19 protein-coding genes and 1 pseudogene are annotated in these 21,567 nt (G+C 43.3%); 3 read left to right on the top strand and 17 right to left on the bottom strand.

The annotated features are described in order from the left end of the window. Positions 1 to 31 precede the first annotated feature (31 nt). The 4 genes and pseudogenes from AC1VOR_RS19240 to AC1VOR_RS19255 form a co-directional block, all read right to left on the bottom strand. Positions 32 to 1,480 carry a DEAD/DEAH box helicase gene (locus tag AC1VOR_RS19240; RefSeq protein ID WP_482620225.1) on the bottom strand — a complete coding sequence of 483 codons (1,449 nt, stop codon included), beginning with the start codon at positions 1,478 to 1,480 and terminating at the stop codon, positions 32 to 34. A 65-nt stretch (positions 1,481 to 1,545) separates the two neighbouring features. Then, positions 1,546 to 3,285, bottom strand: a complete 1,740-nt coding sequence (locus tag AC1VOR_RS19245; RefSeq protein ID WP_482620226.1) for an ABC-F family ATP-binding cassette domain-containing protein — start codon at positions 3,283 to 3,285, stop codon at positions 1,546 to 1,548. 61 nt (positions 3,286 to 3,346) lie between these two features. After that, on the bottom strand, positions 3,347 to 3,655 hold the full coding sequence (locus tag AC1VOR_RS19250) for a type II toxin-antitoxin system PemK/MazF family toxin (RefSeq protein ID WP_482620228.1): 309 nt from the start codon (positions 3,653 to 3,655) through the stop codon (positions 3,347 to 3,349). Next, positions 3,656 to 3,930: pseudogene (locus AC1VOR_RS19255) on the bottom strand (AbrB/MazE/SpoVT family DNA-binding domain-containing protein). Positions 3,931 to 4,256: 326 nt separating this feature from the next. Between AC1VOR_RS19255 and AC1VOR_RS19260 the strand changes: the two are divergent. Then, a complete protein-coding gene (locus AC1VOR_RS19260) occupies positions 4,257 to 4,709 on the top strand; it encodes a HEAT repeat domain-containing protein (protein ID WP_482620229.1) in 453 nt (150 codons plus the stop codon). 14 nt (positions 4,710 to 4,723) lie between these two features. On the opposite strand, the gene AC1VOR_RS19265 is transcribed toward AC1VOR_RS19260, so the two are convergent. From AC1VOR_RS19265 to AC1VOR_RS19275, 3 genes are read right to left on the bottom strand one after another with little or no spacing between them, the layout of a single operon-like run. After that, a complete protein-coding gene (locus AC1VOR_RS19265; RefSeq protein WP_482620231.1) occupies positions 4,724 to 4,846 on the bottom strand; it encodes a hypothetical protein in 123 nt (40 codons plus the stop codon). 35 nt (positions 4,847 to 4,881) lie between these two features. Further along, a complete protein-coding gene (locus AC1VOR_RS19270; protein ID WP_482620233.1) occupies positions 4,882 to 6,438 on the bottom strand; it encodes a tetratricopeptide repeat protein in 1,557 nt (518 codons plus the stop codon). Positions 6,439 to 6,484: 46 nt separating this feature from the next. Continuing rightward, positions 6,485 to 6,838 carry a cupin domain-containing protein gene (locus tag AC1VOR_RS19275; RefSeq protein WP_482620235.1) on the bottom strand — a complete coding sequence of 118 codons (354 nt, stop codon included), beginning with the start codon at positions 6,836 to 6,838 and terminating at the stop codon, positions 6,485 to 6,487. Positions 6,839 to 6,920: 82 nt separating this feature from the next. Here AC1VOR_RS19275 and AC1VOR_RS19280 point away from each other — a divergent pair, with 82 nt between their 5' ends. Next, positions 6,921 to 7,256, top strand: coding sequence for a DUF4190 domain-containing protein (locus AC1VOR_RS19280; RefSeq protein ID WP_482620237.1), 336 nt, complete (start codon positions 6,921 to 6,923; stop codon positions 7,254 to 7,256). 77 nt (positions 7,257 to 7,333) lie between these two features. Here AC1VOR_RS19280 and AC1VOR_RS19285 read toward each other — a convergent pair whose 3' ends face one another. The 8 genes from AC1VOR_RS19285 to rlmH all read right to left on the bottom strand — a co-directional run bounded on the left by AC1VOR_RS19285 (position 7,334) and on the right by rlmH (position 18,136). Beyond that, a complete protein-coding gene (locus AC1VOR_RS19285) occupies positions 7,334 to 8,257 on the bottom strand; it encodes a GNAT family N-acetyltransferase (RefSeq protein WP_482620239.1) in 924 nt (307 codons plus the stop codon). A 169-nt stretch (positions 8,258 to 8,426) separates the two neighbouring features. Next, positions 8,427 to 8,789, bottom strand: a complete 363-nt coding sequence (locus AC1VOR_RS19290) for a nucleotide excision repair endonuclease (protein ID WP_482620241.1) — start codon at positions 8,787 to 8,789, stop codon at positions 8,427 to 8,429. A 119-nt stretch (positions 8,790 to 8,908) separates the two neighbouring features. After that, positions 8,909 to 9,478: an SF0329 family protein gene (locus tag AC1VOR_RS19295; RefSeq protein WP_482620242.1), complete on the bottom strand. Its 570-nt coding sequence runs from the start codon at positions 9,476 to 9,478 to the stop codon at positions 8,909 to 8,911. A gap of 102 nt (positions 9,479 to 9,580) precedes the next feature. After that, positions 9,581 to 11,365: a M3 family oligoendopeptidase gene (locus tag AC1VOR_RS19300; protein ID WP_482620244.1), complete on the bottom strand. Its 1,785-nt coding sequence runs from the start codon at positions 11,363 to 11,365 to the stop codon at positions 9,581 to 9,583. A 197-nt stretch (positions 11,366 to 11,562) separates the two neighbouring features. Further along, on the bottom strand, positions 11,563 to 11,712 hold the full coding sequence (locus AC1VOR_RS19305; RefSeq protein ID WP_482620246.1) for a hypothetical protein: 150 nt from the start codon (positions 11,710 to 11,712) through the stop codon (positions 11,563 to 11,565). Between the two features lie 75 nt (positions 11,713 to 11,787). After that, positions 11,788 to 14,031, bottom strand: a complete 2,244-nt coding sequence (locus AC1VOR_RS19310) for a U32 family peptidase (protein ID WP_482620248.1) — start codon at positions 14,029 to 14,031, stop codon at positions 11,788 to 11,790. A 355-nt stretch (positions 14,032 to 14,386) separates the two neighbouring features. Then, positions 14,387 to 17,488, bottom strand: a complete 3,102-nt coding sequence (locus AC1VOR_RS19315) for a DEAD/DEAH box helicase (protein WP_482620249.1) — start codon at positions 17,486 to 17,488, stop codon at positions 14,387 to 14,389. A 168-nt stretch (positions 17,489 to 17,656) separates the two neighbouring features. Further along, complete coding sequence (rlmH, locus tag AC1VOR_RS19320) at positions 17,657 to 18,136, bottom strand: 23S rRNA (pseudouridine(1915)-N(3))-methyltransferase RlmH (protein ID WP_482620250.1); 480 nt, start codon at positions 18,134 to 18,136, stop codon at positions 17,657 to 17,659. Between the two features lie 262 nt (positions 18,137 to 18,398). Here rlmH and AC1VOR_RS19325 point away from each other — a divergent pair, with 262 nt between their 5' ends. After that, positions 18,399 to 18,944 carry a hypothetical protein gene (locus tag AC1VOR_RS19325; protein ID WP_482620251.1) on the top strand — a complete coding sequence of 182 codons (546 nt, stop codon included), beginning with the start codon at positions 18,399 to 18,401 and terminating at the stop codon, positions 18,942 to 18,944. A 130-nt stretch (positions 18,945 to 19,074) separates the two neighbouring features. Here AC1VOR_RS19325 and AC1VOR_RS19330 read toward each other — a convergent pair whose 3' ends face one another. Both AC1VOR_RS19330 and AC1VOR_RS19335 read right to left on the bottom strand, forming a co-directional pair. Continuing rightward, on the bottom strand, positions 19,075 to 20,820 hold the full coding sequence (locus tag AC1VOR_RS19330; RefSeq protein WP_482620253.1) for an Imm51 family immunity protein: 1,746 nt from the start codon (positions 20,818 to 20,820) through the stop codon (positions 19,075 to 19,077). A gap of 278 nt (positions 20,821 to 21,098) precedes the next feature. Next, positions 21,099 to 21,512, bottom strand: a complete 414-nt coding sequence (locus AC1VOR_RS19335; protein ID WP_482620255.1) for a GNAT family N-acetyltransferase — start codon at positions 21,510 to 21,512, stop codon at positions 21,099 to 21,101. Between the last annotated feature and the right edge of the window lie 55 nt (positions 21,513 to 21,567).

Consider the following 21,567-nt stretch of genomic DNA (forward strand, 5'->3'; position numbering starts at 1 on the left):
TGCCCCCATTTAAATGACTTTTCTGATTTGTTTATTTCCGGTTCGCCTCGTGTACTTTCAACAGCTTGCCTTTGACGGTGGTGTCCTTCATCTTACCCAGAACGAGGTGCCCCTTGCCGTTGAGGATATCCACATAAGATGCGTTTTCCTCTATCGTGATAATCCCGATGTCATCGGCCGATACCCCATCAATCTTCGCAATTGTGCCAACGAAGTCTACCGCTCTGATCTTCTTTTTCTTTCCTCCGTTAAAATATAGCTTCAGAACTTCTTGATTCACACGAGATCTCTGGTCCTTCCGGGCTGGTGGACGTTGCTTCATCTTCGCTTCAAACACAGGAGTGTTATGTGCGATTTCTTCTTTGGATGGCTGGCTTCTTGTTGGAATCTCAAATCCTATATATTGCTCGACGCCAGCAACAAATTTCCCTTCAGTTGGTGTGGCAAAGGAGATGGCTGTCCCCGATTGTCCAGCTCTTCCCGTTCGCCCGGTTCGATGGACATAGCTCTCGTTCTCTTGCGGAAAATCGTAGTTGATCACATGGCTGATGCTCTCAATATCGATCCCTCTCGCGGCAACATCAGTCGCGATCAGATAGCGGAAATCACCTTGTTTGAACGCGTTCATGATCGCCGTACGATCATTCTGCTCCATTCCCCCATGAATTCTTCCGCAAGGGTATCCGTGCTTGTGCAACTCTTTATACACAACTTCAACCCGGATCTGTGTACGGCAAAAGATAATGCAGCTTTCGGGATTCTCAACGATTGTGACGTCGCGGAGTAATTTAAGCTTGTTCTCATCCCTCACCGAATACATCGCATGCTCGATTTGGCTTGTCGTTCTGGCCTCGGTCTGTACCTCGATGTCTAATGGATGCTTCATATATTTATGGCACAACTGCTCCACGTCCCTCGGCAACGTTGCCGAGAACAGCATCGTCATCCGCTGCTCAGGCAGTTCACGAATAATCTTCTCTACATGCTCGATAAATCCCATGTTCAGCATCTCGTCGGCCTCATCAATGACTAGAAACTTGACCTGCTCCAAGTCAATGGTCTGCTTCTCGATATGATCAATCAACCGCCCAGGTGTGCCTACAATGACGTGGTTTCTCTGCTGTAGCTGCACCTTCTGTTTGGCGAAAGGCTGCTTCCCATACACCGCAGTTGCCTTGATTCGTTTGTATCTACCAATATTCATGATGTCCTGCGTAACCTGATCAGCAAGCTCACGAGTTGGCGTCAAGATCAGGGCCTGAGGTCGGTTCTCTTCCCAGGCGATCAGCTCGCAGATGGGAATGCCATAAGCCGCCGTCTTCCCACTTCCCGTGTGTGACTTGACGGTCATATCCTTTCTCTCCAGAGCGAAGGGGATCACCTTGCGTTGAACTTCCGTAGGTTGATGAAATCCCAAGCTATCCAAAGACCGGGTAATGTCCTTGCCTAATCTGTAATCTTTAAAGCCTTGCTCGCTCATAAGTAAACCCCTTCTAATAAAGTAACAACGATCATCGTTGCACTCAGTCACATTCATTTTGCCCTTTAAAGCAGCTTGATTAGATCTTCCAACTCATCCAGCAACCCTTTTGTAAGTTCAAAGTTAGCCTCTTTCAAAGCCAATTCTATTTTCATTTCAACTGACTTTTTATGTTGTTCCATTTCTAAATAGTCTTTATTAAAATGGCTGGCATAAATCATCTTTCTGAATTTCCGCATACTCATTTTTCTAATCTTCTTATCTTCAATGATTAGCACATAATCCATACCGTTTACAACGGAATAGAAATCATGAGAAATCATCAGAATCGCACCCTTGTAGTCTTGGATGGCTTTCTCCAGTGCAATCTGGGTATAGATGTCTAAGTGGCTTGTCGGTTCATCGAGTAGCAGTACGTTGGCTTGACTGGCCGCAACCTTAGCTAATTGCAGCATATTCTTTTCTCCGCCGGATAAAGATTCGATCTTTTGATCCAGGATTTCTCCTTCAAAGCCATAGTTGACAAGATACGATCGAATCTCATCATAAGATGTAAATCCGGCATCGATAAATTCATCCAGTAGGGTATTCGAATTTTTTAGCGTTTCACCTTGGTTTTGAGATAAATAAGCTACTTTCACATCAGCATTGATGTCAACTGAATCATGATTATTGTTAAAAATTTCGCGGAGTAACGTCGTTTTTCCGGTACCGTTCGGACCGATAATGGCTACTTTATCTGTAGATTTTATTTCAAAGGTAACATCCTGTAATAGCAACTCATCAAACGCAGCACTATAATGATTTACATTTATAACCACGGTGTCTTCCACTTCATGATCTATGCCAAAGCTAATATTCGGCTGCTTGATATCAACAAACGGGGCTTTAATTTTACGCGCTTCCAATCTTTCTTGAAATTTGACTCTGGCCTTTAACGCTCGACCTCTGGCTGGATCCGAATTATAAGTTGCAATTGCTCTAAGATTGTCAATAATTGTATCGTTTCTCTCAATCTCTTCCTGCTCAGCGACTGCAAGCTCCTGCAACTCAATCTTAGTCTGAAGTAAGGAGAAATTATACTCTATATATCGCCCATCAAACTCCTGAAGTTCCCTGTTTTCAAGATGGATTATTTTGTTGAAGCAATGATTCAATAGATAGCGGTTATGCGTAACAACCAGCAGCATTCCCTTGTGGGAATTAATGAGCTTCTTAAGCGCATTTAAATTTTCAAAGTCTAAAAATACATCAGGCTCGTCCATAATCATTAAGTCTGGACTACTAAGCATTTCCTTCATCACTTGAATAAGCTTGAGTTCTCCACCACTTAGATCGGATACCCTTTGATCTTTCAGCTTCATGAGGTTTGCTAGATTTAGCTGCTTATGAATACTGCTTTCAAAATCATCGCCACCCATGGATTGGAGTGTATCTAAAGCCAGTTGATACTTTTCCAGTAGTGGGTCCAAATCCAATGAGGTTTCCATTTCCGTACAAATTGATGTTATTTCATGTTGTAGCTGAATAAATGCTTCTCCTATATATTCAAAGACGGTTGTTTCTGGAGCTTGGTCTACTTGTGGGAACTGACTGACATGCCCGATTCTACAATTGGGATCGATCTCTAATTTGCCCTCAAATAAATGTCTTTCCGGGTCCATCAGGATATCGATCAGTGTACTTTTCCCACTGCCGCTTGTTCCTATAAAGGCGCAATGCTGTCCCTCTTCGAGCGTAAATGAAATGTCCTTGTACAGTTCTTTTTGCGGAAATGAGAAGGATAGGTGATCAACTTTTATCATCGTGTTACCTTTCTTTATAGCTAATTTTTAGCTTACCGTTTCTCAGAGTAACACGGATCCACTACAAAAATGTATGTATTTTATCCAAGCACTCGTTAACTACATCGTTCGGGACATTGCCAACGATTTCAATACGTCTAGCTCGCCAATCCAGATTTTTGACCTGGTCCGTTAATATGGCTCCGCTAAATACCAATCCTTCGGGAAGGAGTACTTCATATCCCCAGCCTCGGACCGTGTGAGTGACTGGGCACACTGAAGCAAAACCCGTCGTTTCATTAAAAGCCTTTGGAGAGAGCACGATGGCCGATCTTCTGCCCGCCTGGGGATTAAAGTTTATCCATACTAGGTCGCCTCGATCCGGACTCATTTAAAGTAATTCCTTCCCTTCTACACCAAATCTATTTCATCATGCCGATTTTCCACTTTACATTGGGCCAATAATTCTTCCAACGTCGGCTTTTTCTTTTTTGGTATTACGATGAGCGAATGATCATCACTCACAATGAGGTCGACTTCCGAGCCTTGACTAACCGCAATCCTTTCTGCTATCTGACTAGGAATACGAATACCTAAACTGTTTCCCCACTTTTGTACGGTGGTCGACATGGAGAGTCCCTCCTTTTTCCGAATCTTTTCTCTCATTTTATCACACCCTGGAAACCATGTATATACTGGTATATACATGGAAGTGGGAAATCATACTACTCAAAATGGCCTAACAATGCCAATGCCTGAGATGATCAGCAGCATGGACAGCAATCGATCGACTCGCATGATGGTGTGTGACGTTGGGTAACGTCTCCTCCTCCCCTATTATGGGACTAGATAAGTACACGTTTTGTCCTCAGTTCTTTCCGCATCGTTCCTTGCTTCATAGGAGTAGTTTAGTCAGGTTCGTGATATAATAGTTTTCACATAAATAACATTCATCATTCTGCCGAGATGGCAATGATTAAGGAGATTGAACTTTGACGAACAACCCTGATGTTGGAGAAATCAGCGAACTGCCGGAAAACTTTAAGGAGCTCAAGCGAGCGGTCCATCGGACGGCAGACTGGAGAGAAAGACTGAATGCAGTGAACGAATTGGGGAACTGGGATACAGCCCCCACCATAAAGTTGCTGCAACATGTTTTGACAAATGATCAAGTGTTTCAGGTACGCGAAGCTGCCTATTTCAAGCTGAAGCAGTTGGATGAAGCTGTACAACCCCCTACCAAAAATAAGGGCGAGCTGTTTAAGGGCCTTAACAAAATTTTGCTGCGGATCAAGAAAAGCCTTCCTGAAGGTCACACATTCGAGCAGTTTAAAGAAAAGCTGCAAAAGACACGTCTGGATATTTATGATACTTACGAGGGCGACAAAGCTACTGACTTCGACTCCTGGCTACATGAAATTTGGGAGAGTTTGGCTAGAAGATAGACGCTGCTTAAGCATTAATGCAATAGCTGCGGCGGATGGTCTCTCTTCCCTCTGGAATCGAAACTTCGCAAATCGATTCTGTTTGGCGTTCGTCCGTCCAGCCATACTTCTCTAAGTACACCCTTCAACTTGCTCAAAGCCTCCTGATGTGAACCACTCGTGATTATTTCAACTAATTCAACTCAAAATGATTTAACAAGGCCAACGCCTCTTCATGATCAGGCTCAAGCTCTATTAATTTCCGTAAGTATCGGAGAGCATCTTCGTCTAAGTCTAACTCGAAACAACAAATAGCCAGACAATAAAATACCGTCGATACGACCTCATCTTGTTCTTGCTCTATCGAAATTTCCAAGAAGTGCTTGGCGTCCTCGTACATTTCCGACTCAAACAGGATTAGTCCCGCATCCAATGCCAAATCATAGCGCTGCTCCATGACGTAGTGGGAGGACCACATCAGCCGTATACCTCTTAAAATATCCTGCTTCTCTCCATCGTCTGCATCCTGCAGTAGACTAGAGATTCGCTTCGTACTTTGAATGAAAAATTCAGCATCATATCCACCCAAACGCCAAAAACTTAAAATCTCTTGTAGTCCCATGTTATCGAGATTGCGATCTATCCCCATCTTCAAGCTGAAAAACTCATCCGGACCAAAGCGTATAATACCTTGACGATAAGATAATCGGGTATTGAAATAGTCCTGTGGTTCATCCACAGCAAGAATGCAGCCCACATTTATATTTTTATAATGATGCGGGGGAAATAACGCCATGCCTCCCCTTTGCTCAAAAACATGTTGAAATGCATGGTAGTTGGCCGTTAAAGAAAAGCTTCCGTGCAGGATCAACTCTGGCGGTTCAGCAAATTTCCAGTTATCCAGCAGGTGATCCCCCTTGTCTGCCGTTATCAATATAAATCCAGCCTGAGATAACCGATTCAAACGTTCTAAACAAGTGAGTCCAGCGACAGGAAACAAAATATGCGAATCTTCCAGTTGCTCCTGATAGACTGCGATGACATCACGATATGGGAAGGTGTCTTGCTCATACTCTGGGGCCTGCCTATGCTCATAATGCAGGGAGATTTGGCTTAATAAGTCAGACGGTTTAAGAGATGCGTGGTGCTCGGGGTACTCAACAAAAACATCCACCTCATAAATTCGACCCTCGCCCACATAAAGTAACTCCTGAGGAAGGCTATCAAAAAAGTAGTTGGCAATAAGGATTAAAGGTTGCTGCAAATCCCCCTCACTAATCGTTGTGCCCGAGACAACAAGGTTCAAAGCCGTATCATGAACCGCATCAAATTGTGCAAAATCGAGTAAACCTTCGGCAATATAGGATTGAAGCGCAGGATGCTCCCTCCAGGCTAGAACATTGTTGATCACCAAATCCGTCATAATATAACGGAACGGAGGTAATGAAATCCCGGCATAATCCCTTAACTGGCACAACTCATTTAACAAATGGAAGGCAAATCGCCCCGCCCCTGCCCCCAGCTCCACAATCGTAACCGGTTCCGAACTGTGTTCCTTATTCCCCCGGTCCCGAAGAAACCCGAATATCATTTCGGCATAAGAAGCAGCAATCATCGGATTACTCGTTATATATTGAGGAACCTGGTCATTGTTCCAGGCTTTTGTTCCTTTATCTTCGTAGTACTTCCGCTGAATGTTCCATATAGGTGCTTCACTAAAGCGGTAACGCTGTTTGTTTTCATTTATCATTACTAATGTTCCTACCCTCTAAGAATTTTAAGATATTTTACCTAATCTATTCGCTAACGTTAATCCGGTCACCACTGGTGTTCGGCTGAGAGATTACCATAAATTCCACTTCATCAGGAGATTTATTCAACATTTGATGGGGAACTAATGGCGGAATCTCCACGCCTTCCTTGGCTTCCAAGATAATTACCTCTTCATCTATAATCATTGTTGCCGTGCCGGACAAGATAAAGAAAAATTGTCTTGCCTTCTGGTGGTAATGCTTCACCTCAAAGGTACCCGGTGGCATGGTCTCATGAATTACACTCAAATCATCATTTTTCACTAACCGCCAACCGTTACAGTGATCTCCCCAAATAAAATGCTCTGCACTCTCTCTAGATATTTTCGCAATTTTCATATTAGAAAATCCCCCTAGACTTACAGTAATGGACTACGAGAAGTATAATAGAAATAATGACTCATTCATAGGAGGATCTTCCTTGTCTAACAATTACCAAGAGCCACAACACGGGTTTTCTCCGCTAGACCCATCTCAAGTTCCGCCAGAGGCAAAGGTGAGCAGTAAAGCAACTACCTCTTTGATCCTAGGTATCCTATCCTTAATTACTTTGCCGTTTGGAAGTATCCTATTCCTTGGGATCGTTGCGATTGTGTTATCTTCTTTATCTTTAAAAGAAATCAAGCGAACTCGACTACAGGGTCGCGGCATGGCAATTGCAGGATTAGTATGTGGAATCGTCGCCACGACTCTTAATGTGTTCGCCTTTGTTATCTCTTTTTTGATTAGCTTTATGTACGCTTTTAATCATGCGTAGACATGACAAGACCGCTCTCCGACACTGGAAAGCGGTCTGTGCAGGTATCCAGTAGCTTAACTTAGGAGGAATTGCATTTATGAATCCTTGCAGTCGTGTCCTTGTTCCACATTCCCATAGCTATAGGAATAAAGCGGTACAATCTCCACAGGCTTCAGGGATTGATATAACGCATTAGCGGCAACGGAGAACCCCGTAATATAGGCAGTTTTCACACCTTGTTCTTTCAGTTGCATCAAGCATGCTGTAACAACAGCTTTTCCAAATCCACGCTGCTGATAATCCGGATGAGTCCCAATGGTCTCAATAACAGAGACCCCATTCTCTCTATCCACAAATCCAAAACAGAAAGCTATAGGTTTCCCTTGGTCATCAACAACCGATAAATCAAGCTCTGCACAATACGACGGCAGATCTTTTCTCCAATAGACGGCTTTCCCTGAACGGGAATCCGGGAATATTTGCTGAATTAAATCAAGCTTCCCTTCATAGTCCCCTGCTTCCGTCATGCACTTAATGGAATATCCTTCTTCTAAGGATAGGGTATATTCGGTATGCTCAAGATCGTATTTTCTTGTATTTCCAATATGGGAATCTTTTTTAAAACCAGCTTCCAATAAAGCCGGAACCTCCAAACTATGATCATAACAGTCGGTGGTTAACCTCTTATTGTCCTTACCCCAAACATTTTTGGCCCATGATACCATGTCCTTGGCTATATGGGGATAGTCCGGGTGGATAATCAAACTAAAGAAATCACCACCATATTCGGAAATGAAAAGGCCAACCACCTCATCGGCTTCATTCTTCCACAAGTTGGCATGATTCTCCATAAAGTTGGGGTCTGAGCTTTTGACGGCTTCATTCCACTTCCAAAACTCTAATCTGACAAATTCCCAGGTTTGAAGTTTACCTGTTAACGTAATCATTTTCCTTAGGAACGCATGAACCTTGTTAAAATTTTCACATGTATCGACATATTTTTCACTAATTACTCCCATGTGTATCCCCTCCATGATTCTACTCAGTATCTATTATAGGGAGGATTCAATCCATTTCATAGGTAGAGATCTGCTTAATAAAAAAAAGACCTTGCTAAAGGGCTTTGAATAAATCAATGATGAAGCTGAAAGTAAAAAAGGCCGCCAGATGGCAGCCAGTCATTGCGAGTTATGCCTGCCTGAAAAATACTTTGTCCTCGTTATACTTGGCCTTGCCTTCATTAATAATAAATGTCTCGTAAATTTCTCTGTGGACAGGATCTTCAACGATGCAAACTTCAATTTTCGTTACTTCGTCTCTATGCATTCTGATCGGGGATACAGAATCCTCAAAATGCTTTTTTATTCTCGGTCTTAGCTTTCTAGCCTTTCCAATGAACAATAATTCATCTTTATCGTTATAAAACATAAAAATCCCACCTAGCTCTCTAGTGATCAGGTGAAATTGGGTGAAGCCGTAAATATTGCTTTCCTGAGGATCAACCTGTTTCGTAATGGTAACATCGGGGGTGGGAATGATGATATTGATCATAATAGTCTACTTCCTTTTCCTGTATTAGATTAGATTGTATAAGGTGCTCGTATCCCAAGCTTACTACATGATGTCATTATAACCAACTTGTTGCGATGCCTATATTTTCATCCGACCTCCTAGAACGTGCTCAGCCTCAGCTCATAAAAATATTGTACCGCGGGATGCTTGGCCTTGATTCTCACGGCCATATTCAGCAAGCGCTTTTTACCAACCCGTCTGTCCACGAGAGCCAGGACGTTCAGCAATATATCCCTGCTCTCCAGACTCTCTTCGATGGGGCAAGCTAGGAACTGGTTGGCTACAACGGTAAAATTGGACTTGCTGAGCGCTGTCTGGGCCGCTAAAAGCTCCTTTGCACACTTGGTTTTCCTTCGGTTCTCGGCCATGATTACCAGACGCTCCTCAGGCACCTTTCCCTGAGTCTCTTTCCTTAATGCATCCAGCTCTTCTTCCTTAACGACAACCCTGATATCAGGGTCATTCTTGATCTCCAGCTCCGTCTGATACCATTTGATGGGGCTGGTGGTCTCCTTCATATTAAAAATATTTCTCTTGTCCACCGTTATATGACAAAGCCCCGCTCGATCAGGCAAATACCGATAGCTTGTCGAACGGTATTCTACTCTTTCAGTTAATGAAGGACTCAGAAACTGATCCAAATTTTGCTTTAATTTACTCCAGCTCATGTGTTCCTCCTTTTAGTCTGCAATACCTCCAGGTCAGGGCCATCCTCAAATGGATGGCCCTGTTCTTAAAGATTTGTTATTGTACGTCCCTAGTTCAGGACGTTACGCCTCGTTGGCAAAGGCTTCAATCTCCTCGGCAAGCAAAGCCATTGCCTCCCGCCAGAAGGCGGGTGAATCCAGCTCAACGCCCATAAGCCTTGCAGCTTCCGCAACAGTAGTGCTTCCGCTGGCTTCAAGAAACGCACGGTACCGCTGCACGAATTCACCGCCTTGCTTCTTGTACTGGGCGTACAAGCCTTTGGAGAACAACAAACCAAAGGAGTACGGGAAATTCAAAAACTCATTCCCCGCCATGTAATAACCGGCTTTGCTGATCCACGGGTAAGGATGAATGCTTGCCGTATCCACGCCATTACCGTAGGCCTCCACCATCGCCTCATGCATCAAGCTGTTCAGCTCCTGAACAGACAACGCTCCGAGCTGTCTCCGCTCATATAGTCGACTCTCAAACAAATAACGAGCATAGAAATCAACGATATAATAACCGGCGTCAGACAGCGCCCGTTCCAGCAATGCCAATGACGCGCCCTTCGGCGCAAGTTCAAGCAGTTCCTGCTGAATAAGACTTTCGCAAAAAATCGACGCTGTCTCTGCAAGCGGCACAGGATAATCCGTATTCACCATCGGTCGTCCAATCAGGCAACTGCTGTGGTAGGCGTGTCCAAGCTCATGCGCCAGCACGCTGACATCGATATAATGGCCATTGAAGCTAGTCATGATCCGGCTTTCGCCAATCGGGAAAATATCGACGCACATCCCGAACCCGCCTTTGTCCGCACGTGGCTCTGCATCGATCCAGCGCCCCTGAAACGCACACTCAGCAAATCTGCCTAGCTCCCCACTAAACCGCTGGAATCCGGACACGATGATATCCTTCGCTGTGGAGTAAGATATTAGAGCGTAAGCTTCGCCTTCCAGCGGGGCAAATACGTCATGAAAGGGCAAAGCCCCGGAATGCCCCAGCAACCGCGCTTTAGTCCTGTAATAGCGGTGGAAGGCCGGCAGTCCTTCACGAATCGCCGTCATCATGGCCTCTAACGTGCCTCGCTCCATCCGGGAGGCCTCCAGCACCTTGTCCAGCGGAGAGGCGTAGCCCCGCAACCCATATATCGCAATGGCTTCCCCACACACGCCGTTAATACAAGCCGCACTCAGTTCTGCCACGCTCGCGCAGGCTTCCTGCTCCAAGGCGTATGCTTTTTTGCGCACAGCCATGTCACTGTCATAAGCCAGATTTTGCAGGTCCGACAGCCCCACACTCCGGGTCTTCCCGCGAACAACTATATCTTGGCGCAAGCCAGAGATGGTCCGCATGTACAGTCTCCCCCACGCCTTGGAGCCCGTGCTCTGCATCAAGGTTATCGCTGTCTCTGCCTCTTGCCCTAGTCGATGCTTGGACTGCTGCCGTAATCTCTGCAAATAGAAAAGCTGGCTACGCACATAAGCCGACTCTTCGGCCAGAGACTCCAAGTTATCCAGCTCCGCAAGCCACTTCCCGAAAGTGTTATGGGCTTGTTCAGCCACGGCCTCCACCTGCTCCAGTTCATCCATCGCATTCATGGCATCGTTATCACTACCATTTATACTGAATCGCAGCTCCGCATAACTGAAGAGGCAAAGATAAATACTCCGATATGCATCATAACGCGTTAAATAAGTCTCCAGCGTCCGCAATGCCTCTACACGGCTGCGTCCGCCTTCCTCCAGATGCTGCGCCGTCCATTCCTTTAAATCCTGCGCAAGCGCCGCCACCCGTGTCTGGTCTTCCTGATACTTCTCCGATCCGAAGGACGGATATAAGCTCTCCAGCTCCCATGTCATCTCCATGCTCAATCGCTCCTTAGCCCTTGGGCTTATTTAGTTAGTTATCTCAGTAGCGTTCAGCATGGATCTCACATGTTTGCACGTCCTCTTCCTTCGTTAAGGTTGGTATAAACTCAGCCGGTTATGACATGGGATGGAGATAACCGGTCCGTGGCAATATTTTTATTGTCAAAATTATAGCACATGGCGCTAGATTGGAGCTATGCCGGTTTGGGGGCCCGGTTAATTGTCTTCACAGGCTCCATCAGAGTCAAATGATACTCGTTCCCGCACCCGTCTGGCTTTTCATTACGGATATGTTCCTCCAGGCATATTCTTGAAAGCTTATTTATGGCAACAGATTTGTTCATCCTAAGACTCCCTTTCGAGCCCTAGGTTTGTTCTAGCACTTGACGCTGCGGTAAGATCAAGGGGTGACAGGCTGCCTAAACAATCTCTTTATTAAAATGTCCTCTTGTGTCTGTCTCCTGATTAAAGGCAGCCTGATTCATTGAGCCATTTAATTTACCTGACGCCATATGAATGACGTTCATAACCTGCTCTTTGGATTCAACGGTGAAGTTTAATCTGAGCGCCTCGATTCCTTTGAGGCTTGGTAACTCATCCAGAAGGTTAAGCGTCTTCCCATTAAGGAGAGTCGTTGTACAATCATCATGGGAAATGATCGGGAACGTTCCGTGCTCATCCCTTAACTCATAGCTCTTTGTTTTGCAAATTCTGCATTGATCCATTTTTTTCATCGGGCAATATTTTGTAAACATCAGAGGAGTCTTACCGTATACAATCATTTCCAGTGCGGGATAGCCTTCATTGGCTTCAACATAGGCATTTATTAAATCTTCAATTTGACTCTTATTCAATTCATAAGATAAAGTGACTCGTCGCGCGCCTAATTTATGTAATTCATAGCAACTGGTGGCATTAACAACATTTAGCGAATAGTCCGTAACAAACGGATTACTCCCTCTGTAGTGATAAATTCCACCGTACCCTCCGATGAGTAGCTGCCCTTCTTTTTCCTTATAATGATTCTGATTTCTTCTAACAACGTTATTAAAATAGATTTCCTTGATTCCACAGCTCACGCAAGCATCGTATTGCTCCTTCGTCGTCACAGAGGCCGTAAGGTATGGCTTTTCAGGGGCAAAGCTTATTTTTTCTTTTGCTTCCCAAGCCTTGGCCCTTTTCTCTTGGCTGTTAAGCTTTAGGTCATATAAGCCCAGTACAATATCCCGTCTTGCTGCATTTAACAGTTTAGCTGGAATAAACGCATGGCATTCTTCAAAATCCACCTGATGAAGCTGAAATATCGTATCATTTAATCTTGAGAATTGCTTGATTACCTGGTCCTTTGTGGTTGGATTATTAATGGCTTCGCTTAGTATTTCCTCGCTCTCATAGAAATAATGAAAGCCTAAGCCCTCCGCATCTATGCGAAGCTTTGAATCTGGACGTGCATATACTCTAATATCGAGGTCAAATCGCTTAAATTCCTTTTCCAGAGATGCTTCTAATTCTTTGTTATAGAAATAATCCTTCGTTTTATATACCAGATCGCCCACAGACAGCTTTTCTTTGATTTTGATGTAGCAGACATGATCGGCTTTGTTAATTAATTCGCCCTCTTTATCGTACAGCTTTGCAACCGTTAAATTAACATCTTCATGGTTGTGACTTATTCGGATCGTATCGTTCTGATTTAAAGGACGTGTAAGTGTGATTTCGTACATGTCTTTAATCATCTTGCTGATGGTTCCAATTTCATAGCCAAAGTTATTAGGTCTTAAGATATTCGTAATATCTCTTTTATCTTCGCGGAATAAATACCCTTTAGTAAATGTTCTATTGAATGTTTTTTTCAGATCTTCTTTATCCTCTTCGGTGATTGTATGATCTAAGGCCAGGCGATATTTGGATACAACATTAGCAACATATGTAGGCACTTTCATTCGACCTTCTATTTTTAAAGAATCGATTTCCCTTAAATCCTCGATATAGTCAATGGTGTTCAAGTCCTTAGTAGACAGAATATGGTTTTTCCCAAAAGAGATATCTGATGTCTTATCCACTAGTTCATATTCCTTACGGCATGAGCCCACACATCTTCCACGATTTGCGCTCCGATAGCCCATTAATCCTGACATTAGACAGTTTCCCGAATAAGATACACATAAAGCACCGTGAACGAAAATTTCTAAAGGGATTTCAGCTATTCTTTTGATCTCTTTTACTTTTTTCATCTCAACCTCACGGGACAGAACCACTCGCTTAGCACCAAGCTCTTTAAATAATAAAGTTCCGGCCAAATCGTCTATTCCCATTTGAGTTGAACAATGTGCCTCCATATCAAGGAAGTTGTTAACGATATAATCAAAAGCAGCCAGGTCCTGGACGATAATACCATCCACACCGACATCATTTAATTGGCGTATTTGCTCCTTCATTTCCTTAACCTCATTCTCAAAAACGATGGTATTCATGGTGATATAGATTTTAATATTTCTCAGGTGTGCATACGCAACAGCCTCTTCTAACGATTCCAAATCAAAATTAGATGAATATGCACGTGCACCAAATTTTTGCATGCCTAAGTACACTGCATCACAACCATTGGATATTGCAGCCTTTAAAGCTTCCATATTTCCTGCTGGAGCTAATAATTCAGTCATTTTGTCCTCCGTATGAACCCATAAATTTGCGGGAATCTAGGGTTGCTTGTGTATGGCTCTAGGTGCTCGCTGTAACGGCAAGTTTTCCTAGACTACCTTTTTACGAAACCTATCTTACACTCTAAACTGCAAAAAACATAAGCAGAAGATCACATATATCTATGGGGTTTCTTACTTTACCTGCCCCCCATGAAAATAGAGGTCAATCCATACAAAAGACCGTCCAAAAAGCAGCGAAAGCTGCCTTCTCGACGGTCCTTTGTGTCTTAAGTCTGCAATTGATTTATGAATACAATGCTTTTGTTTTTCTACAAGCGGGGTAGGTGCTAGTAATCAATCGCCTGCCGAAGCAATTTCAGACCTTATCATTGTTATATTCATCAATAATTGAAATCGTTTTATTTGCCACTTCACTACCAAGCGAAGCATACAATTTTTTATCACCAATAACATAAAACTCTTCTTTAGCACGTGTAGCTGCAACATTCATTATGTTTGGTTCAGAGACAGCCCATCTTGCAGCTCCACTGCTATCAAAATCAGCTCCAAGAATAAAGTAGACAATTCGGGCCTCTTTTCCTTGAAAAGTATGAACAGTTCCTATATTCGTTGGTTTTTCCTTTTCTCGCTTCGTGAAGTGAATTTCTTCTAAAGCTTGTGCAAGTTTATAGGCTACATTTTTAAATGGGGTAATAACATAAATATCATCCTTTAAATTCGGGTCTTCTTGCAAACGTCTGTCAATCATTCTTTTTAGGAATTCAGCCTGTTCTTTAACAAATTTATCATTTGCTTTTCCGGTTAAGTCGTACCACTGTGATTTTCCTTGCGATTCATGTTCTGATTTACCTTGTACCATCAATCCATCATACGATATTTTATTTGAAATCGTGAACATTGGATCGTCTGAACGTCTATGTACCCAAAGGGGGATGCCAATCCATTTATCTTCATTTTTTTGAAAACCGTACTGGCTTGTGGCATCCACAATAGTTTGAGTAGACGCTTCAGCAGAGACAAATTTTTCATTGACTTGATAGTGCCTCCCAATCAAGGTCAGAACATTTGAATCTAACGTCAACACTGGTTTTATTTGTGAAGGGTCCCCAACAACCATAACCTTCTTACTTCTAACAATTGCACCAACACTAGCTTGTGGTAATGCTTGACCAGCTTCGTCTATGAATAAATTGCCTATTGAATTTTCATTTAAATTTTTGAACATTCTTCCAAAACTAGCAAAGGTCGTGCTGACAACAGGGATAGTGAAATTTAACCATTGCCATGATTCCGATATTAATTCAGGCCCATTTTCTTTTCCAATGTACTGAGACTGGTTACTCCAAATATCCCTTGCTGCTTTCAAATTCTTCCTGTTTTCATACAAAAATTTCTTTTTAACTTTTAAGGCTGAAATAAACAACGCTGATTGTAACTGACGAAATTGTGTTGTAAACCACGGATTAGACTTCTGCAGCTCATCATAAGATAGTGAAAAATCTATTTGCTTAATGTCACTTTGAGATTTGATCTTTCCTAAAAGTGAGATTTCTTGTGCTATTTGTTTGAAATTATTTTGTTCATTGGTTACCCATTCATTAAAGTCAGCTTTTGTTTCCTCAATTTGTATTTGAATATGTTCACTTTTGTTAGCCTTTTCCCTTATCCCATATTCAAGTTGCCTTCGGTCATTCAACAGCTTTGTTCTTTGTTTTAATAAATCATTTAAATGATCATTTGCATAATTTAGATTTTTGAAGTATTGCTCAGCTTGGGGTCGATTAAATATTTTGTGAACCCACAACAAGCCAGGCTTCTGTGAAGTAACTACATCATAATTTCTTTTAGCTTGAGCTTGCAGATCATTTAGGCTTTCTATTTCAATAGAAATATTTGATAAATCATCATGAAGAATTCTACTTTCTTGCTTCAATCTTTCAATTTCACGAGTCACCTCCGCCTCCTGTGTAATTAAATTGGTTCGTTTCTTTTTCTCTTCATGTCCAAAAGCAATAATTTTCTCCTTGTGAATAGTTTCTAATTTTTGAAGATACTCCATTTTCTCACTATATTCTTGCATTTCTTCTCTTTTAAGTTTTATTTCATGATACAGCCGACTAAATTCTTGATATATACCTTCACCTGTATTGGCTTGATCAAAATCTTCTAAATTTTTTTCAATTGCTTCAATGTTTAAAAGTAAATTGTTTATATTTTTTAATGCGCCGCCCTCTAACGAGAATACTCCCCAATTTTCCTCGTGTATAAGCTCCTTTTTAATCTCCTGATTATTTCCAAATCCCTCACGGGTTAATTTAGAATTAGATATATCCTTGAAATAATCGATATCATCCAATTGCTTTTGAAAATCTTCAGCAATTGTTTCTTTCTTTGGCAGTTCCTTAACAATGTTCTGGACTGCCCCATTGTTTGAGCTTGCGACAACAATATTCTTATCGGAAATAGAGGACGGTAAAACATCCATTTCATCACTTTCATAATAAACTAGACTCTTTTTCATCGTATTATCAGAAAGCTGTACAATTTCCTTTGCTTGTTGTACCACTAAATCTGCAAAAATATCTTTCAACAGGGTCGTCTTCCCTGTTCCCGGCGGACCATTGACACTACGAATTTCATTTTTGTCGTTTAAAGCTAGATTGACCGCCACCTGTTGCATGAATGAAAGTGCGAAGCTTGGATTACTCGGAAACCTTCCTAAGGGATAGTATTTAGGTTGTAACATGTTTTCAAAAATTTGGGAATTAAATTGATCAGACTCTTTATTGCTATCTAAATTTTGTCTAGATCCTGAAAAACCATCAAAATATCGATCCAAGTTTTTATTAGTAATTATCTTTGCTTTGTTCAGGTCATCGATAAAGAAAGAATGTAAATTTACATCTCCATTCTCCAAATTTTTCACAAATGCATAGCGAAAATTATCCGTGGAAACATTATACTCCAGTAAGAGATCAGAAATAGTAATATTAAAGCCCTCATCAAATCTACTGTTTAACTCTTCTTTCAATGAATTCTCCACTTTAAAAAAGTTTTCTGGTAAATTACCATGTTTACGGATATAACCACTCATTGTGAGAAACAATTTATCTGATAAAAAACTTAATTGGTTATCAAAGTATATAGCGAAGGTGAATTTGTTAGAGGTATTAACTTCTTCGTAGGTTTTATCAATTTTGTACTTCACTCTTAATATATCAACAACTTCTTGAAAATCAAAAATATCAAAGTATAACACTAAACCCGACTTTTCAAAGAGCTTATCAGATACATTTTGTTGTTTTTTTTGTTTAATTAAAAAGTCTGTAAAAAACTTATGCCAATCCTCTTCAATTGTATGTAAAACCTTCAGCGGCTTTTCTTTTTTACTAATAGAACCTTCGGATAGTTGTTCTATTGTAATCCAAGCATTTAAAATATCTTCCCTTCTATTCATGTTCTCCCCCTAGTATGATCTACACATAAATATTATAAGGCTCGCACCCCATAATCAAAAAAAGCTCTCCAAGCCTAGAAATCTTAACCAGTGTATTTAATCATTCACTTACACACAATTAAAATTTTCTAATTTAAGTTAAAAAACCATGCCGTCAGCTACCTTACCCTACTTATGATACGGTTCCCCCCGCATAATCTTCACCACCCGATACACCTGCTCCACCAACACCAGCCGCAGGAGCTGGTGCGGATAAGTAAATCGGCCAAACGAGATCTTCAGGTTGGCGCGTTGAAGCACTTCATTCGCCAGCCCTAAGCTCCCGCCGATGACAAAGGCGATCTGGCTGCGGCCATAGGTGGCTAGTTCTTCGATATGCTGGGCCAGCTTGTCCGAGGTCCAGAGTTCGCCTTCAATGGCCGTTGCCACAACGTACGTGTCGGGCTTTAGGTAGGCGAGGATTCGCTCCCCCTCCCTACGTTTCACTTGCTCTTCCTCACTAGCGCTTAACTGCTCGGGTGCTTTTTCATCCGGAACTTCTATTAACGTCAGTTTGATATAAGGGGTGAGCCTTTTCGCGTATTCCGCAATCCCCTGGGTCAAATACTTCTCTTTCAGCTTGCCTACTGCAATAATTTGTATGTTCAATGATTTGCACCACCATCATGTTCTTTATGTATTCACACCACATATACCTCCAGCATATCACAAAAGACCCTGTTTTCTACATGGAGTATAGTCCACTATAACACCTCATGTTTAGTTTTTCCGCCTGGCGGTAAATAACATATACCGTCCCTTTTTCCTGATAGTCACCCGCTCCCATATTACGCCATATCAGGATACATCACTCTGCCATAGTCTTATCTTTATCTATGAATCACACCCGAATACAACTGGAGGAAACCACATGACGAAACACAAATCAATCCTATTAATGGCCGCTTTAAGCGCCGTACTACTAGTGAGTGCCTGCGGAAACAATTCGCAAGCAGACACAACGGACCCTGGGAATCAGTCTGACTCCAATGCAACGAACCGGAGCCAAGCAGGGAATAACAACACAGACTCATCCAACAACGAACTCACAGACCCTGTCGACTCTACCCCAGAGAATAATAACCCTAGTGAGGAAATTCTCATTGACATTGATCAGACACCCAAGCCGATTGAGAACAAGGGCAGCTTTGATTTTCAAGTGAAGCAGATTCCCGAGGGCTACCGACTTCAGGAGATGCAGTGGTCATCCGAGAGTAACAACACCGTCAATACGTTTGAACAAGCTATTGAGAATGGGCAATCTGGCGAGGACGGCTTCTATGTCAGCGGTGACGGGCAGTTTATGGGCTTCTTTTATCCCGAGGAAATGAAGGGGAAGGCAGGCAAGGTCACCTTCGTATTCGTGAACGAAGAGAATCAGCAACTGACCTGGGAGCAGGAAATTACGCTCCAATAGAGGGGTTATCTACAGCCCCCATCCCTCAGCCATCACAAAAAACAGCAAGCGTCAGAAGCCACCTCGGAGAATTTCTCCCGGCCCTGACGCTTGCTGTTTCATTTTTTTATTAAGCCACGCTATTAATCTATCAATCCAACTCCGCCCGCGAGAATAAATCCCGAATCAACGCCTCATTCTCACAAGCCTGCTTGAACCCAACCGCAAAGGCCTTAAGAGCCTCCCGATCGGAGGAATAGGCGCAGAACATCGACCCTTCCGGATCGAAGCGGACGATACCCTCGAGGTCCGGCATCTGCTCGGCCAGATACACAAAGGCTAGAGACGTCCAGTCATACCCGCTGCCCTCAAAGCCCTCGTCAGCCCGCAACGCAAACAGCTCCGTCAAATACGATCCAACCGGCAAAATGACGGACATTCCCCGCTCACCCTGATCCACCAGCTTGAACGGAGCTATATCCGTATGCTCATCTTCCACCGCATCCCCTCCGGCTTCCATCTCCAGCCGAGCAATGATCTCCTTACGCGCCTCCTCCGTCAAGCTCAGTGTTCCATGATCCTTCTTGATCCAGCCTGCTTGCATTCGTTTATCCAGCCAATCCGTTATCCAGGAAGGCGCGTAGCCACTTTGGCCAAATTCCCCACCAAACGCAATCATCTTCGGATAAATATCAAGGTATTCCTCCCGCGTAAGCCGTGGATTAGCATTCGTATACAGCCAGAACTGCACATCGTACATCAGCAGCGACAACTCATCGGCGTGGAAGGAGAAGTGTCCTTTCTCCTCCACAATGCGTGTACACACCGCCCGAATCTGCGATTCAAGCTGCTCGGCATCTACCACTTCCGCCTTGTTACACAGCTCCTCCAGCAGAGGCGAGAACTGCCCCTCAGCCACTTTACGCAAATCGTTGGCTTTATCCTCAGCAGCGGTATCGTATTCCTCCTCATTCACCAAGCCGCGAATAAAGGTCTCAAAATCCGGAGCCAGGAAAGTAATCTCATACTCCGACTCCTGATCCACATGGATTACCTCGGGTTCCCCATCCTTACCACAATGGCGGTAATCTAGCATAACCACGTCATGACCTGCCGAAGGACAGTCACAGATAACGATCCCGATGTCCGGGTATCCCCAGTCCTCAATCATAAATCGGCTACCCATGTCCCCGCACAGCGACTCATCCTTACCCCGCCCAATTCCCATGATCGACGAGATCGCAATATGGTCATCTGCCCAAGAGGTAGGTATTTGCGTAGGGAAGCAGGTATTCTGAGGAATACCCCCATTACGCTGTTTCATCAAAGCGATATAGGAGGCGGGCAGCTTGTAGCCTAACTCCTCCTCCACACTGGCAATCAACGCATCACTAGGTGGGTCCATCGTATATGTACTCTCGGCATAGCTGCCGTTATCCCAAAATTCAGACAAATCCAGACCCTCGAAGAACGGCTCCGCTGGAGTCTGTTCTTTTTGCCGCAAGGCCTGTTCACGAATCATGTTATTTTGCTGCTGACGATCAAGACGGCCCTGACACCACCCGAAGAGTTCTCGCGAGTGCTCATCTCCGGGATCGAGCTCCAGTGCTTTCGCAAATGCCTGCGCGCCCTCCTCAAATCTCCCCAGAAAATAATAAGAATACCCTGACCGGTAATGCCACGCTGAATCGTCTTTCCCTTCCTCAGCAACTTGGGCAAATTGTTCCAAGGCATCCTCGTAACGTCCTACATTGTTATAAGCCCTACCCAACTGGCCGACCATTTCATAATCTCTATTCGCAACAGGGATAGCTTCCAAAGCGTCTACAATATTCTGATGCTCATCTACCTCATACCACTGTTCCAATTGCTGCCGCAACGCTTGATCCACTTTCATCTACCTCCTGAATAAAGACATTTTCTCCATCTTACCAGACCTACCCTGCATAATACATCTATGAACCAGCGCAATCCCCCTACTCCCCTGCAAATTAAGTAATTTGATCTACTCCTGTACCCACCCGTAACCCCTTGGTCCTGCCAATCAGCAACAACAAGCAGTTATTATGGCCCACCGATCAAAACGTTTAGAAGAGTTACAAAAAAAGAAACAGCAGCACTCATGGACACGATAAGTAAAGTCCTGAATGCTGCTGTTTTATGGAACAGAGTCATCTATGAATCCAAGCTCTTGGTCAGGAGTATCTCCAAGGGTTGTGTATCAAGGATTAGGCAGCCTGCATCTTTATAGCCGAGTTTTCTATAAAAATGCTGGGCCTCTTCATCAGCTTGTGTGGATGTCATGACCAAATGGAAGCCCTCTTGCTTCATTTGTTCCTCCCAAAAATCAACTACCTGCTTCCCCATGCCCTTGCCTCGAAACGGTTCGTCTATCCAAATCAAGTTCATGAACGGAATATTGTCCCAGAAATACCCGTACCTCATCCAGCCAATCACACCTGTATGCTGATCTCGCATCATGTATATTTGATTTTGTTTGATTTTTGACCGAATCAAGTCCTCAGAAATATGGTGATCCCGTTCTCGGATATACTCCACATCTGAATCATTCGCCAACGCTATATTCATGATTATCCCTCATTCCAAAAAAGCTGGTATTTGCATTGAATGTAATCGCTGAAGC

It is taken from the genome of Paenibacillus sp. 1SOY10, from assembly GCF_056836745.1.

Coding starts and splice junctions, on each gene's coding strand:
- AC1VOR_RS19295 (WP_482620242.1), bottom strand. CDS start 9,478: ATGAGCTGGAGTAAATTAAAGCAAAATTTGGATCAGTTTCTGAGTCCT.
- AC1VOR_RS19310 (WP_482620248.1), bottom strand. CDS start 14,031: ATGACTGAATTATTAGCTCCAGCAGGAAATATGGAAGCTTTAAAGGCT.
- AC1VOR_RS19330 (WP_482620253.1), bottom strand. CDS start 20,820: ATGAAAGTGGATCAAGCGTTGCGGCAGCAATTGGAACAGTGGTATGAG.
- AC1VOR_RS19275 (WP_482620235.1), bottom strand. CDS start 6,838: ATGAAAATTGCGAAAATATCTAGAGAGAGTGCAGAGCATTTTATTTGG.
- AC1VOR_RS19240 (WP_482620225.1), bottom strand. CDS start 1,480: ATGAGCGAGCAAGGCTTTAAAGATTACAGATTAGGCAAGGACATTACC.
- AC1VOR_RS19245 (WP_482620226.1), bottom strand. CDS start 3,285: ATGATAAAAGTTGATCACCTATCCTTCTCATTTCCGCAAAAAGAACTG.
- AC1VOR_RS19305 (WP_482620246.1), bottom strand. CDS start 11,712: ATGAACAAATCTGTTGCCATAAATAAGCTTTCAAGAATATGCCTGGAG.
- AC1VOR_RS19290 (WP_482620241.1), bottom strand. CDS start 8,789: ATGATCAATATCATCATTCCCACCCCCGATGTTACCATTACGAAACAG.
- AC1VOR_RS19300 (WP_482620244.1), bottom strand. CDS start 11,365: ATGGAGATGACATGGGAGCTGGAGAGCTTATATCCGTCCTTCGGATCG.
- AC1VOR_RS19270 (WP_482620233.1), bottom strand. CDS start 6,438: ATGATAAATGAAAACAAACAGCGTTACCGCTTTAGTGAAGCACCTATA.
- AC1VOR_RS19315 (WP_482620249.1), bottom strand. CDS start 17,488: ATGAATAGAAGGGAAGATATTTTAAATGCTTGGATTACAATAGAACAA.
- AC1VOR_RS19250 (WP_482620228.1), bottom strand. CDS start 3,655: ATGAGTCCGGATCGAGGCGACCTAGTATGGATAAACTTTAATCCCCAG.
- AC1VOR_RS19285 (WP_482620239.1), bottom strand. CDS start 8,257: ATGGGAGTAATTAGTGAAAAATATGTCGATACATGTGAAAATTTTAAC.
- AC1VOR_RS19325 (WP_482620251.1), top strand. CDS start 18,399: ATGACGAAACACAAATCAATCCTATTAATGGCCGCTTTAAGCGCCGTA.
- AC1VOR_RS19335 (WP_482620255.1), bottom strand. CDS start 21,512: ATGAATATAGCGTTGGCGAATGATTCAGATGTGGAGTATATCCGAGAA.